Here is a 14,323-nt window from a genome sequence, read left to right as displayed (position 1 = left end):
GTCCGGCATGACGGGTCTTAGGCTTTTTACGATTTATCAACCTTAAAGGCCGATCATGGTCAGAGCAAAGTCTAACACAGTGGCTGTCCCGGTAGCCATTTGTGTGGCAATCTGTTTGATATTGACTGGACCTTCGTCATTTTTAACGGCGGCACGGTCAAACACGAAACCCGCCAGGTCGATCTTCGCATTCGTGAAACAATTGGCCATGCCCACCATCTCGTTTTTCATCCCAGTGGCCTGGTTGACGATCGAAAAAAAATCTTCATTTTTTCCGCCGATGGATTGAAACCAGGAATCAACCGTGTTGTTGCCGCCGGGAGCGACGAGCGTGTACCCGCCGGGCGCGTTCACCGTCACACCGGCCGGAGCGGTCATGGTAAGGCCTCCTGTAGCAGTAACCTCATAGGTTGCCGGTGTGTTTACCGTTATTCCACCGACAACGGTCTCGGTCTTCGATCCGGTGATCGTCTTGGTCTGGTTGCCGTTTACCGTGCGGGTCTCTCCGCCGCTGATGGTTTCGTCCAGTCCTCCGGAAATGGTCCGCGTCTCACCGCCGGAAATGGTTTCATCGACACTGCCGCTAATTTTCCTGGTTTCGCTGCCGTTGATGGTTTCTTCCACCGAACCGCCCACGGTGCGGGTTTCGTTGCCGTCGATGGTTTCCTCGAAATTACCGGCAACGTGGGTCGTGCGGTCAGCGCCGACCTCCAAGGTCTTGTTGGCTTCGACCACGCTGTTCATGTTCATTTGGGCATGGACAAAAATTTCTTCGTCTCCCGCACTGTCCTCGAAACGGATCTCGTTGGAGCCACCGCCACCCGGTGTGGAATTGGACATGATGGTGCTTTTGGTTTTTTCGTCGGGCAGGGTGTATGGCGGTGGATTCTGACCATGGTAGACTCTGCCGGTGATGATCGGCCGATCGGGATCGCCTTCGATAAACTGGACGATCACCTCCTGATTGATCCGAGGAATAAACATCGCCCCCCACCGAGTCCCCGCCCAAGCCTGACTCACCCGGACCCAACAGGAGCTGTCTTCGTTCATCTTTCCTTCACGGTCCCAATGAAATTGGACCTTAACCCGCCCATGTTCATCCGTGTAGATCTCATCACCTTCCGGTCCCACAACGATGGCCGTTTGGGAGCCGTAAATAACGGGCTTGGATGTGTCGAGCGGCGGACGGTATGGAACTTCCGAAGGCAAACAGGTAAATGCATTGTTGTACGAAGGGGCATCCACCCCCGTTTTTCCGGCAGCATAGCCGATAGGTTCTTTGGCTTCATGCGACACCGTGAGAAGCAAGTATTCCTTGTTCATATCGGAACGGTAATATTCCTCCAAGTTGAAGGTATGGCCGCTGACAAAATCCCGACAATTTCCGCTCCCCTCGACACGGGTGACACGGGCCTCTTCCACCTCCATTCGCAGATTGGCCAGATCTTCACCGCGCTTACTGGAATCGTATCCACCCGGATAGCGGTAAAGCTCACGATCTCCCGGCCCCAAGGTCTCTTTGCCTTTCACTTCGGATTGAAGGTCGTTGTTCGAAATTTCAAAGTTGAAGTCCTTGGCGGCATATTTTCCGAAGGTAATCTCCTTGGACATGTGAAATTTTGAGATGGTGTCCTCTTCCGCGTAGCCGTCTGAAGATGAATGGTAACGAACGGTATCTTGATTCTCGCAGGGCTTGTGTTCGGCACGATTGTCCGAAAGAATCAGCTTGTGTTTGTCCTCCATATGATCGAAAAAGTAGGAAATTCCCTCCTCTTCGAGAAGACGGCTGACAAAATGAAAATCGGTCTCCTGGTATTGGACACAGTAGGTACGGGGGGAATAGGTATTCTGAAGCCTCATTTCAAAATCCACGAGCCCTTTTTCCTTGAAAATCGTTTCTATGATATCAGGCACGGATTTTTGTTGGAAAATTCTGGAGTTAACCGTTTTGGTCAGCAGCCAGAGCCAGGGCACCATTTTTGCGGAATAGGTCGTCAAATGAAGCGGGCCATCGGGATTTGGCAGCCCCTCTCCCTGTGAAAAGAAAGCGACAACCCCATGGAAGTATCTTTTACCGCCACTCGTCAAATTCACTGTAACCGCAACCGGCTTGCCTATGATGTCCTCAAAGACAATGCTGTTGTTCTCAGATACCATCTCCAGATTGAATTCATAGAGTGAAGAGATACCTTCATTGCCAGAGAAACCGGTAAGAATCAATTCATCTTCACCCAATGGGGTCTGGATACCAATGATGGATTTCTCTGTATGGGCCATGAAAGCCTCCTCTTATTTTTGTCCTTAAAATGTATCGTTTTGAAGCGGGTTGCCTTTGGGCCGCTGCCCTGTCAATGAGGTCCATATCATTGATACCAACGAGCCTTTTTAAAGTCAACGCGAATACCCAACCATGGCCGGTCTATGACGACCATCTCCCCGACAGTCGATGCAACGGCTCGGCAATGGACTGGAAACGAGCTAAACGGACTTGACCCGCGTCTTTGAATGCAACCAACGGCATGAGCCCGTTGGCAACGAGGATTTCCAGCGCTCTCTCACTTAAAAAAGTTTCGGTACAGGGTTTTACGGCTTTTTCCTCGCCGTCTGAAACCAGAATAAGCGGCAGGTCGTCGATTCCGGCAACCAACCCCCGGGACCAATCCCATCCATGGTGGGTGAAGGTGCGTCCGAAAACCTGAATCAAGGCAAAGACCGGGTTGGCCCAAAGATAATCTTCATGGTGCGCCGGTTCGATGATCTCTTCGAAATCGAAGGCATCCACCGGGTCGGTCTTTTCTCCATAAGGCCAGCGGATGATGAAACGGGGTATCGCCAAGCCCACCCAAGTGGCCTCGGGCAGAGTTCTCAGCACCCGCCAGGTCTTTTCGTCGTTAAGGTCGCCCTCCAGTTTCCAGTCCGATGGATCCGGGTTGTCCGCAAAAGAAGTGGCTCCCACCAGGCCGCCCTCGCCCGCACCCACGAACGGGGCGCCCAATATCTGCCCCATGGCGCCGAGTCGGGCCAGGGTCACCGTATCCGCTTTTTTTCTTGAAAATGTATACAAGCCCGCTAAAAGGGACCACGGCGCTTGATTGCTGTCCGCAAGGACCGCCGAACTCAATCTTTTGTAAAGCGCCGTATCCCGGAGGTCCTCGTTGGCCGTCAGGTCTGACGCGACTTCCACTTGGGTTGCATCCAGCAGGTAAACACTCAACGTATCATCGGTTTCCAGCCTTCTGAGGCAAAAACGCAGCGCGCGCCAAACCGATTCGACTGCCTGGAAGTCCTGGTGATGCAGGATGCGACGCATGGTTTCGGAAATCGAACGGTCGATCGCGGCCACCATGGCATCCTGCTCGTCGCCGATATCCGGAACCAGATGCGGTCCGACAATCGCTCCCAGAAAGCGATCCCAATCGGTCTGTGATTTGGACCGCCCGTTCGCGGCAGGGGCCGGAGAACTGGCATCCAGAACCTGATCGAGCAGACCGGCGGTAGTCTCTCCAGAAAAATCGACCTTGTCGGCATCCGGCGTCGGACTTGGGACGGGGTCTTGGGTTTCGGGCGACAAAGCCTTTTCCTGCGAAATACGGCCGACAATTTCTGCGGCTGTTTCCGGATCCAGCAACTTTCGGCGGCTCTTTTTCAGGGCTTTGAAGATCGGCACGCGGTAAAAGATCTGTTCCGGGTGAAAATCGTCCAATTCCTCGAAAACCAGTTCCACAGGCGGCGTCTGTCCCCCAGCCCATTGGAGTCTTAAGGCCACGCCCATCTTATCCATTACAGAATCGTCGCTGTCCCTGTCCACCCGATAAAGCCTGCGCCGATCGATATCGGAGCCGTCGGTTTCCCCGCCCCGATTGGCCTGGCCGCTGAAATCCCCCATGATGATAACTTTGAATGGGGTATCGGACTGCGGCCTGCCCCGTGGATCCACCGGTTGAGTGGACATGGAAACGCCGATACTCTCGAATGTGATGGGGTCAGCCATGGCTCCTCCTTTGCCTGCGGGGAAAATCGCCGGTTGGATGGTCGGTTGGCAGCATCGGACTTTTCCTATACTCTTGGTCGATTAACCTTCGATGGGCGTGGCGGAGCGTTGCCAGTTGTCCGGGCATACTTAAATTGCCCAGTTCTTGCCGCATCGGCCATCCTGCCTTTTATCGTCGATCTAAACTCATTTAAGTCCGTATTGTCGTAAAATCCATACTTATCGCCCGGCAAGGCGGTGAGAATGTTTAATTCGTTGAGAGGCACTTCGGCTGTTTCAAAAAGTCTGATCACATGTTCGAGTTTTCGGGGGGGCGGTTGATAGTGGCCACTGAGATTTGTCAATAACAACGGTTTGCCATTTCTGAACACAATCGATCCGGAGCAAAGGACTCCCTCTCCGGCAGTATAGGCGGAATGGAAGAAACCCGCTTCACCTGTTCCTTTATTTTGAGCTTTATGTTGGCCCGTTTCCATGAAAAATTTTCTGCCATGGGTCATCACAAAACCGCAATGACCACTAAGTCCAGTTGTAAACCGACTCAGACAGGCTCGAAGATCCATTGGTCCTTTATCAGTAATAAATTCTTTTGGTTGACTCTTGAGAACTTCCATTACTGCGCTTCCACATGGTCCTCTTTTGACAAATAGCGTGTCTGCATCTATCCATTGAGCTGGATTTTGGGGGTCGCGCATTTTCGCCACTTTATTTCCGAACAGGATGCGATGTTCGGCTCGTTCTATTTTATTCAGATAAATCCGAGGTCCTTTGTCTACATTTAGTCCATGTTGGGAAAGTTGGCAGAGCTGGGCATCCTTTATGGTTGCTTTCAATGCAGCTTTCGATGGTGCACCCGTGAGTACCATTAATTCTCTTGCAACAATTGTCTCCAACGCTTCCACTGCATCAATACGCAGCGTTGGGGAGTTGTCTCCATTTCTTGTCGGAAGGTTAATATTTGTGCCTCCATCGATTCCTTTGGCAAATGGATTGCTTGTCGGCCCTTTTATACCAACCGTTTTAGTGCGGTATTTCCCTTTATAGGACTTTATGTACAAATCGGTCGCCATCCATAGCTGAATAAGGCAACACAATCGCTCAACTTCGTTTTCGCCCCGCGCAACAAAATTGCGATAATAGATGAAATGTTCATAAACATTTTTATCAATGGCTTTTAAAAGAGAATTGTTACGGTCTCCCGGACCACCGCTGAATCGTTCCCATTCATTAAGACTCGGTATATTCGAGTTGATTTTACGACTGTGTGCCACTGTATATTTTGGCATGCTAACCACTCTCCCCATGACCCATTTTGCGCTCTCGTTGCGGATCGATAGCCAATCGGGCAGCCTGATCGAGCGGCAACCGCTTTTCGGATTCCGCTTCCTTGTCAACCTGGCATTTTTGCGCCACCCTTCATTGGGGTGCCACATTCCTATTTGATTAGCTAAGCGATGTCGTAGGCGAACCCATCTCCATCCATGGTGACACTCACCTTGCTGATTTGCTGTCCGTCGGCCTGGCGGCTTAGCAGTTCCCGGGACATTTCCGGCAGCAGGGTGTTGGTCATGATGTTGTCTGCGTTGCGCGCACCGGAGTCTACGTCGGTGCAGCGTCCGGAAATAGCGTTCACTACGGCATCGTCGTAAACGAATTCAACCTCCCGGTTTTCCTTCATACGCTTGACGATGCGGTTGAGCTTGAGGCGTACGATCAGCTTCATGTTCTCGTCGGTAATGGGGTAGTAGGGTACGATTTTCATGCGTCCCAAAAAGGCCGGCTTGAAGTGTTTGAGCAGTTCCGGTTTGACCATTTCGCCCATGCCGGCCGGATCGGGCATGGTCTCTTCGTCGGCGCACAGATTCATGATCAGGTCGGTGCCCAGGTTGGAGGTCAGAATGATCAGGCAATTCTTGAAATCGATGCGGCGCCCCTCCCCGTCTTCCATGATGCCCTTGTCGAACACCTGGAAGAACAGTTCCATGACGTCGGGGTGGGCCTTTTCGACCTCGTCCAAAAGCACCACCGAATAAGGTTTGCGACGGACCGCCTCGGTGAGCACGCCGCCTTCTCCATATCCCACGTAGCCGGGAGGCGATCCCTTGAGGCTGGAAACCGTATGGGCCTCCTGGTATTCGCTCATGTTGATGCTGATCATGTTCTGTTCGCCGCCGTAAAGCAGTTCGGACAATGCCAGGGCCGTTTCGGTCTTGCCGACGCCGGAGGGCCCCACCAGCATGAATACACCCGTAGGTTTGGAGGGATCCTCGATGCCGGCGTGGGCCGTCTGGACGACCTGTTCGATAGCCTCCAGCCCGTGGTCCTGGCCGATGATGCGTTCCTTGAGCCGGTCGGCAAGGCTGAGCACCGTTGCGATTTCGTCGGTGAGCATGCGCCCCGTGGGTATGCCCGTCCAACCGGACACGACCTGAGACACGGTTTCACCGTCCACGGCGATCTGCACCAGGGGCTCGTCGCCCTGGCGTTTTTCCAGTTCAGCCTCCAGTTCCTTGAGTTGCTCCTGCTTGGAAGCAATCTCATCTTTAGCACCCTCACCCTCTTCCATCAGGGCATGGATTTCCTGGTACAACTCCCGGACCTGTCCGGCCACCTCCATTTCGCTCTGCCACTTTTCCTGCAGCCGTGTCATTTCGGCCTGGGAGGCTTTGCGCTCGGCAGCAAGCTGCGCCATGCGTTCGGAATGATCCCGGCCGATGGCCGCTTCCCGTTCTAAGATTTTGACTTCACGATCGATGTCGCCGATGCGCCGCTGGGCCTGCTCCACAGCGGGGGGACTGGTGGTCAATCCGATAGCCACCCGGGCGCAGGCGGTGTCGAGTACACTTACCGCCTTGTCCGGCAACTGGCGGCCGGAAATGTAACGGCTGGAAAGGTGTACCGTGTCGGCCAGAGCGTCGTCGGTGATCATCACATTGTGGTGTTTTTCCAGGAACGGTCCGATGGCCCGCATCATAACCATGGCCTTTTCCTCGTCCGGTTCTTCGACCTTGACGACCTGGAACCGTCGGGCCATGGCCGCGTCTTTTTCGAAATATTTCTTGTACTCGGCCCAGGTGGTGGCCGCTATGGTGCGAAGTTCGCCGCGGGCAAGGGCCGGTTTGAGCAGATTGGCCGCGTCCCCTGCCCCGGCCTGACCGCCGGCGCCGATGAGCGTATGGGCCTCGTCGATAAACAGAATGATGGGAACCGGAGAGGCCTTGACTTCGTTAATGACTCCCTTCAGTCGGTTTTCGAATTCGCCCTTCACGCCGGCCCCGGCCTGGAGCAGCCCTAAATCCAGGGTGTGCAGGGCCACGTTCTGTAAAATCGGCGGCACATCCCCTTCGACGATGCGCAGGGCGAATCCTTCCACTACGGCCGTCTTGCCCACCCCGGCCTCTCCGGTTAGTATCGGGTTGTTCTGGCGGCGTCGGATAAGGATATCCACCATCTGGCGGATCTCGAAGTCGCGGCCCAGCACCGGATCGATTTCGCCTTTTTTGGCCCGCTCGGTGAGATTGATCGTGTACTGGTCCAAAGCCTTGGTTCCGGCAGGTCCTGCGGTACGTCCGGCGGCAGCGTCCTTTGACGTATCCGCAGCGCCCCCCGCATCTTCGATGGAACCGGCCGTCAGGTCCATGAGGCTTTCTTTGAGGGTTTCCACGGAAATCTTTTTCAACGTATCGGATTCGGACACCAGCATGCGGGCAAACTTTTCGCTGTCCAGCAGGGCCAGCAGGATCTGTCCGGAACGGATGCCTGGGGTCTGGTATTCGACCGAGGCAAACATCCAGGCCTCTTGAATCATCTGCGGAATGGTAGGCGAAAGGGCCGGGGTGCGTGCATTGCCGGTTTTAAATTTCTCGATGGCCCGAGTCAGATCGGCTACCAGATGGGCTTCGTTGATCTCGAAGTGTTTGAGTATTTTTAGAATATCCGTATCGGACAGTTCCAGCAGCTTAATCAGGAAATGTTCGATTTCCACCTCATAGTGGGTCTGGGAAAGACAGAGCCCGGCGGCGGATTCCAAGGCGCTGCGACAGGTCTCGTTCAGCTTGGCGATCAGGGACTTGAGGTTGGACACGGCCATAATTTTCTCCTTTATTAACTCTAGAACTTCACCAGTTTCAAATCGTATTCCTGAAACGTAAAAAAGATATCCTCTTCGTATTCATATCCCGGCGATGAAACCCAGGTGGTCCAGCCGAGCATAGGGGCATCAGGTCCTTCAGTTCCCAACCGGCATAAAGGAACATCTTTTTTCCGCAGGTAGATACGTATTTCGAATTCGTACTCGATGCCCACCATGTAGCGGACCAAGGAGAAAATAGGAACCAGCAGGTCGCCGGTCGGCATGAGCCGGGAAAATTTCTCCTTGCCGACGGGACCCAGATGCACCCGAAATTTCGTCTGGCTCTCCCACACCTGGCTGCCGCAGATGGCATCATCGCCCAAGGTAGCATTGGCGGTTCCCAATTGGGTCTGGTCGGCCGGTTCGAGATCCACGATGCGTTCGATGAATTGCTCGACACGCACACTGGCGTCTGCAAAATAAGCAACGGCGGATTCGATGGAAACCGCTGAGGCAACGGGACGGGAGAGCAGCCCACTGTAGAAAGTCAAAGCCTCTTCGGGCAGTCCGATCATGCTCGTCAGACCCGGTGTTCCCAGCCCCGCCAGGCTCAACAGGTATCGTGAAAGCCGGTCGCTCGCGCCCGGCTGGTAGTTCTCCGGAAAGCGGTGTTTCTTCCATGCCAGATAAAAGAGGGTGATGAGTCGATGATGAAACAAATCCAGAAAATCGGCCAGGGTGAGATCTTTTTCCCGTTCGCGCTCCAGTATCAACTGCGTGTACCAGTGGGGCAGTACGCCGGATGGTCCGGTCAGCCCCAAAAAGGCGACTTCCATGGACGGCCGCCGATCTTCCTCTGCTTCCTTGAGGTCGGAAATGTCGCTGGGCGGGAAGCCGAAGCCTTTTTTAGCGCGGAATTGAACCGGCTCTTCGGAGGGAACCAGAGCTTCTCCGAGTGTTTTGTGTTGACCGGGAAAACGCTCCAGCAGATAGACGGCCCGGTAAAACGAAAACTCGTAAAAACGGTCGAAAAGCTGTTCTTTTAAATCAGGATTTGGTTTCCGCTCCTCGGGGGCCATATTTTTACCGGTTCCTCACGCTGCAAGGTTTTCATGATAAGTTGCGAAAAAGAGTTGACGGATACATACTGGGATAAAAAGCGTTCCAGTACGCTGGCGAACAAGAAGATACCCGTTCCCACGTACTTGTCCTCGTCAAAGGTGATCGTAACTTCCACCCCCCGGCAAAAGGATCGTTTGATGCGCTTGGTGATGTGCCGGCTGTCAACGGATACGATGCCGCCGATCATCTGCTGGGTGGCCAGGGAATTGTTGAAGTCGTACAACCTCAGAATTTCTTTGAGCGCCTGTTCGCCACCTTCCACCAGGGACATGTAATTCAGTGAGAAATGGGAAACCAGCCGCCACTGCAAGGCGCTCCCTAGAAAAGGACGCCGCGTGGGTGTAGGCTTCAGAATACAGCTGATTTTGGATACTGGAGCGGCAGTCTCCATGTTGAAATCGCCGGCGGCGTCTCCAAAGGGAAGACGTGAAGGAAGGTCCCTGTTTGTGCATGTGACGCGTACGGTGAGGACATCTTCGGTCGGATCCGATGGCTTCAGGTTGAGGTCCGAAAAGGAGAGAAAAACCTCTGTCCCCCGGTCTCCTTTTTTTCCGGAGGGCCGGCGTTGCAAGTGCCAGAAGGTCTGGTCCTCGGCAATGCCGTCATCGCCCAGGTGATGCCGCATGGAATAAAAAGGCCGGTACTCTTTCTGCGCCCCGGCCCCGCCGGACAGGGATGCCGTCACCTGGTCCACGGTGTAGACTTCGGTGGCATTGGGTCTTCGAACGTCCGGTACGACCGGGTATTCGGTCTTGCGGTGCTCGACCCGGATAGGCTCGGCGATCCTCTGGAACAGATTGGCCACGGGTGTCGCGTTCAACAGAAAGGTGTCCGCATTGACCACCAGGTCCGATTTTCCCATGCGATTGAGATACATGCGCAGGGTCACCCGGTCTCCCGTTTTTTCCTTCTTTAGCCTTTCCAGTTCGTTGATCTCGAAAAAAAGGAACTTTTCCGGGAAGCAGAAGTATTCGAAAAGCAGAAGGTAGCCGGGAAACGAACGTTTCGAGTAGGGAAGCATACCCTCTTCATCGGCAAAACCGACCGGCAGGATGCTGCTGGTTCCGATTTCCTTCAGGGAGAGGCTGCCGTCCGGATTGCTGAATTCACATTCGATGTGGCAAATGTGATTGAGGATCAGCTCGTACAGGTGGAAAACATGCTGATGGGGTCCGTTGAGAAAAAAACGCAACGATCGCCAATCGATCTTCGAAATGCTCAATTTGTTATAGGCCTGCATGTCGATTTCGATGACCTGGACGGCTCCCTTGATTAACTTCTTGGGTTCTTTGATGCGGGCATCTTTGACTTCCACCGGCCATATCCGTACGTCCTGTGTAGTAGAAAATCGGCAGGGGACGCCTTGGACCGGTTTGGAGAACAGCGTCGCGCCTTTGTCAATAAGGTATCCCCCCTCTTGAATATTCTGCTTGATTGGATCGAAGCGAACGATCGACATGGAAGGAACCGGATTAATGTAGTGCGGATAAATGATATTGAGAAGGGATTCGGTGATTTCCGGAAAATCGTCATCGATTTTTTTATGTATCCGTCCGCTGATCAAGGCAAAGGCCTCGATCAGCCGTTCGGTGTGCGGATCTTCGCACTTGTCGCCCTCAAGCAGCAGGCGGCCGGCAATCTTGGGGTATTTTTTTGCAAATTCCGCCCCCATCTCTCGGATGAAAGTCAATTCACGTTCATAGTAATCGAGAAGTCTGTCTTCCATAAATGTTGTCTATCCATCCAATCCATGAGAGTGAAAATTATTGAAAGGCGGGCCAGACAGCCGGTTGCAAGGTTTAAAGAAGAATTTATCGACGAGGCATTGGCATGCAAAACTATAATTTGAATCAGTCGGTTACCACATACTTTTTTTGGATAGCGTCGAAGTGTGTGTCGAAAGTCACCGGTTCACGTATCGGATCCACGACCAACAGGGCCGAAATGCGAAAGTTCAGGTTGCGCTCCTTATGATTGCCGGTATCGACCGTAACTTTTACGTTTTTCAGTCGCGGCTCAAAAAGGGCGGTGGCCCGTTCCACATCCTTCCGAATGGCCTGAATGGCATCCATACTGGCAGTATTTTTGGCCGTAAAGTCTTTCAGGCCGTAGGTGACCACCGAGTCCGCGAGATGACGCATTCCCTCCGGTATAGGGGTTATCATTCGCCGGCTGTTCAGCAAGTTCTCCAGGTCCCTGGCCACACTGGCCTTGACCTGTCCCACATTCAGGAGGCGATGCTGGACAGACTCTTGCGATTCGGACGGATCCGTGTCGATGAGTCTGTCCAGCAAAGACGCCTGAGCATTGTCCATGTCAAAATCGTTCCATCGAAATCGTTACAATTTCTTGTTCGCAGCAATATCCCATCCGGACTTCAGCGGAGAGTCGCCGCTGCCATCCGGTTTCTGGGGCACATACTCATACTCGTATTTTGGGAAATTGATGGTGATGTTTTCGGTCAGCCTGTCTTCTCCGCCGGATCCACCCGTGGAAACCGATGTGATCATCGCGTCCTTCATCGTGAGTTTGACATATTCGAGCGGTTTATCGCCCGATGCTTTGCGGACCGTAAGAATCAGCTCTTTTATATGCTTTCCACTGGCGACATGTTCAAGAATTTTAGCTGAAGCTTTATCGACATACTTGGTCACGCTGACATCCTGAAAATTGGCTTTACCGCCACCGCCACCCTGCCCCATGTGGGTTGTCCCGGACTGGGTGGCTCCCCAACTCCAGGCAAGCACATCAACCTCGCCCTTGTGCTTGTCATCTGACGATTCTCCGTCTATCCCATCGATTTTAAGGAACATATCAACGCTCATAATCAACCTCCTGTTATTGGGTGGTTCTCGACCACGGTTATTAATTATGCTTTTGTTGAATGCTTTTTTCGATTTTGACGTTTCGCCTGCCGGTTGGCACCTCCTTTCCAAGAAAGGCCTGGGTATGAACGCTTGCTTTATCCACCGGCCGGCGGCGGCAGGTCGGCCACCAACCGCAAGGATACGCTAAGTTCATCCAACTGGTAATGGGGCTTCAAAAAGGCAACTGCCCGGTACGCACCTGCTTTCCCGGGTATTTCGGTAACATCGACGCGCGCTTCACTCAGCGGGTATTTGGCTTTCATCTCCTGGCCGGCATCGGCATCGCCCAGGGTATAGTTGTTAATCCACCGGTTGAGAAAACTTTCGGCTTCGCTGCGGCTCATAAAACTTCCGATCTTGTCCCGCATCATGGATTTAAGGTAGTGGGCAAAACGCGACGTGGCCATAATATATTGAATCTGGGAGGACATGCGGGCATTGGCATTGGCGTCGTCCGAGTCGTACACCTTGGGTTTGTTGGCCGACTGGGTGCTGAAAAAGGCGGCAAAATCGGTCCCTTTGCAATGGACCAAAGGCACGAATCCCAGATCGGCCAGTTCCTTTTCGCGACGGTCGGTGATGGCAATTTCCGTGGGGCATTTGAGCGCTACATCGCCCTCGTCGGTCTTGAAGGTGTGAACGGGCAGCCCCTCCACCAGTCCTCCGCCCTCAACGCCGCGGATGGCGGCACACCAGCCGTATTTGGCGAAGGCATCCGTCAGACGGGTGCCCAGGGCATAGGCTGCGTTGCCCCACAGGTATTTGCTGTGATCCGTACCGTCGACCTTTTCCTCGAAATCGAAGGCTTCGACCGGAACGTTGGCTTTCCCGTAAGGCTGACGCATCAGGATGTGCGGCACGCACAGGGCCACATACCGGGAATCCTCCGAATCCCTGAAGGAACGCCATTTGGCGTATTCGGCACTCTGGAATATTTTTGAAAGGTCCCGGGGGTTGCCCAGTTCGGTGAAGCTGTCCAGGTTGAACAGGCTGGACCCGGCCGCCGAAATGAATGGAGCGTGGGCCGCCGCAGCCACTTGGGATATTTTTTCGAGCAAAGCCATGTCCTGGGGATGGTTTCCGAATTCGTAGTCGCCGATCAGGGCTCCGTAAGAGGCGCCGCCGAACATGCCGAACTCCTCCTCGTAGACCTTCTTGAACATGGCCGACTGGTCGAACTCGCTGGCCTTTTCCATGTCCTTGAGAAGATCCTTCTTGTTAACGTTCATCACCCGGATTTTCATTCGCTCGCCGGTTTCGCTCTTGTTCACCAGATAGTGCAATCCACGCCAGGAGCCCTCCAGCTTCTGGAATTCCTCGGCGTGCATGATTTCGTTGAGCTGGTCGGAAATCAGCTTGTCGATCTGGGCGATGCGGGCATTGATCATGGCCTCGGTATCCTTGGCGATGGTAATGGTGCCCTCCATGACCTGTCCGATAAATTCGCTGATCAGATCCTTAGCGTGTCCCTTCTGGCTCTCTTCGCGGGCCAGACGTCCCTCGGATATTATCTGATCGAGCAGGCTTTTCTCTTCCTGGACTTCCTGGGCCCCTTCGGGCTGGGCCTGTTGTTCTTGATCTGCCATTGTTCCCTCCGTATCACTGTGCTCGCATTCATTGCGAACCCAGCGTTAACGAATTATCGATTACCGGCTGCGTCGGCAACAGGTGGCTTACTCACCGTCCTTCTCTACGCCGGCCTCCTTTCCCAATTTCTCGATAGAATCGGTATTGGCCAGCACATCCTGCAACAGCTCGTCGAGCTTGTCGTTGCCGTCCAGCTTTGCCAAAAGATCCGACAGCCGCTTGCGAGCGTCCACCATTTTGCGGATAGGCGTCACCTGCTCGGCCACCCGTTCGGGATGAAAATCGTCCAGGGATTTGAAGCGCAGCTCCACAGCCATTTTGGAGTCGTCGTCGGTGAGCTTGTTATCGACCCGGTAGGCAAGCCTCGGTTTCATGCCGGCCAGCACCTGATTGAAGTTGTCCCGGTCGATTTCGACGAATTTCCTGTCTTTCACTTTGGGCAGCGGTTCGTCCGGCTTTCCGGACAGGTCGGCCAGCACGCCGACTACGAAAGGAATCTCCTTCATCTCGATTGCGTCGCCGATTTCGACATCGTACGTAATCTGTACACGCGGAGACCGAACCCGGTCCAATGTGTGTTGCAAGCTTTCCGGCATGGTGTTCCTCCTTTCAACTATGGTGGAAAAATTTGTTTTTTTGGCATTCTTCTATGGATATTGTACGTGGATTGGCGCCACCTGTCTT

10 protein-coding genes are annotated in these 14,323 nt (G+C 53.7%); all 10 read right to left on the bottom strand.

The window, feature by feature from the left end:
• Positions 1-42: 42 nt before the first annotated feature.
• On the bottom strand, positions 43-2,277 hold the full coding sequence (locus tag GN111_RS03510) for a type VI secretion system Vgr family protein (RefSeq protein WP_155302420.1): 2,235 nt from the start codon (positions 2,275-2,277) through the stop codon (positions 43-45).
• Positions 2,278-2,419: 142 nt separating this feature from the next.
• Positions 2,420-3,991, bottom strand: a complete 1,572-nt coding sequence (locus tag GN111_RS03505) for a type VI secretion system contractile sheath domain-containing protein (protein WP_155302419.1) — start codon at positions 3,989-3,991, stop codon at positions 2,420-2,422.
• Positions 3,992-4,056: 65 nt separating this feature from the next.
• Positions 4,057-5,277 carry a hypothetical protein gene (locus GN111_RS03500; protein ID WP_155302418.1) on the bottom strand — a complete coding sequence of 407 codons (1,221 nt, stop codon included), beginning with the start codon at positions 5,275-5,277 and terminating at the stop codon, positions 4,057-4,059.
• A 161-nt stretch (positions 5,278-5,438) separates the two neighbouring features.
• Positions 5,439-8,081 carry a type VI secretion system ATPase TssH gene (gene tssH / locus GN111_RS03495; RefSeq protein WP_155302417.1) on the bottom strand — a complete coding sequence of 881 codons (2,643 nt, stop codon included), beginning with the start codon at positions 8,079-8,081 and terminating at the stop codon, positions 5,439-5,441.
• A gap of 20 nt (positions 8,082-8,101) precedes the next feature.
• Positions 8,102-9,142: a type VI secretion system baseplate subunit TssG gene (tssG, locus tag GN111_RS03490; RefSeq protein ID WP_155302416.1), complete on the bottom strand. Its 1,041-nt coding sequence runs from the start codon at positions 9,140-9,142 to the stop codon at positions 8,102-8,104.
• Entirely contained in the window at positions 9,106-10,911 is a 1,806-nt protein-coding gene (tssF, locus tag GN111_RS03485) for a type VI secretion system baseplate subunit TssF (protein ID WP_155302415.1), read from the bottom strand. Before tssF ends, tssG begins: the two co-directional genes overlap by 37 nt.
• 124 nt (positions 10,912-11,035) lie before the next feature.
• Positions 11,036-11,500, bottom strand: coding sequence for a type VI secretion system baseplate subunit TssE (tssE, locus tag GN111_RS03480; RefSeq protein ID WP_155302414.1), 465 nt, complete (start codon positions 11,498-11,500; stop codon positions 11,036-11,038).
• A 24-nt stretch (positions 11,501-11,524) separates the two neighbouring features.
• Complete coding sequence (locus tag GN111_RS03475) at positions 11,525-12,010, bottom strand: Hcp family type VI secretion system effector (protein ID WP_155302413.1); 486 nt, start codon at positions 12,008-12,010, stop codon at positions 11,525-11,527.
• Positions 12,011-12,147: 137 nt separating this feature from the next.
• Positions 12,148-13,638: a type VI secretion system contractile sheath large subunit gene (tssC, locus tag GN111_RS03470; RefSeq protein WP_155302412.1), complete on the bottom strand. Its 1,491-nt coding sequence runs from the start codon at positions 13,636-13,638 to the stop codon at positions 12,148-12,150.
• A gap of 87 nt (positions 13,639-13,725) precedes the next feature.
• Positions 13,726-14,235 (bottom strand): type VI secretion system contractile sheath small subunit, encoded by a 510-nt coding sequence (gene tssB / locus GN111_RS03465; protein ID WP_155302411.1) that lies wholly within the window; start codon positions 14,233-14,235, stop codon positions 13,726-13,728.
• Positions 14,236-14,323: the final 88 nt, after the last annotated feature.

It is taken from the genome of Desulfosarcina widdelii (assembly GCF_009688965.1).
GTDB classification, from domain to species: domain Bacteria; phylum Desulfobacterota; class Desulfobacteria; order Desulfobacterales; family Desulfosarcinaceae; genus Desulfosarcina; species Desulfosarcina widdelii.
Note: the sequence above shows the minus strand (reverse complement) of the source record. Positions and strands in the feature narration are given on the sequence as shown.

Bases quoted from the DNA above. Each gene is read 5' to 3' on its own strand.
- GN111_RS03510 (WP_155302420.1), bottom strand. From the start codon at position 2,277: ATGGCCCATACAGAGAAATCCATCATTGGTATCCAGACCCCATTGGGT.
- tssG (WP_155302416.1), bottom strand. From the start codon at position 9,142: ATGGCCCCCGAGGAGCGGAAACCAAATCCTGATTTAAAAGAACAGCTT.
- tssF (WP_155302415.1), bottom strand. From the start codon at position 10,911: ATGGAAGACAGACTTCTCGATTACTATGAACGTGAATTGACTTTCATC.
- tssH (WP_155302417.1), bottom strand. From the start codon at position 8,081: ATGGCCGTGTCCAACCTCAAGTCCCTGATCGCCAAGCTGAACGAGACC.
- GN111_RS03500 (WP_155302418.1), bottom strand. From the start codon at position 5,277: ATGCCAAAATATACAGTGGCACACAGTCGTAAAATCAACTCGAATATA.
- GN111_RS03505 (WP_155302419.1), bottom strand. From the start codon at position 3,991: ATGGCTGACCCCATCACATTCGAGAGTATCGGCGTTTCCATGTCCACT.
- GN111_RS03475 (WP_155302413.1), bottom strand. From the start codon at position 12,010: ATGAGCGTTGATATGTTCCTTAAAATCGATGGGATAGACGGAGAATCG.
- tssE (WP_155302414.1), bottom strand. From the start codon at position 11,500: ATGGACAATGCTCAGGCGTCTTTGCTGGACAGACTCATCGACACGGAT.
- tssB (WP_155302411.1), bottom strand. From the start codon at position 14,235: ATGCCGGAAAGCTTGCAACACACATTGGACCGGGTTCGGTCTCCGCGT.
- tssC (WP_155302412.1), bottom strand. From the start codon at position 13,638: ATGGCAGATCAAGAACAACAGGCCCAGCCCGAAGGGGCCCAGGAAGTC.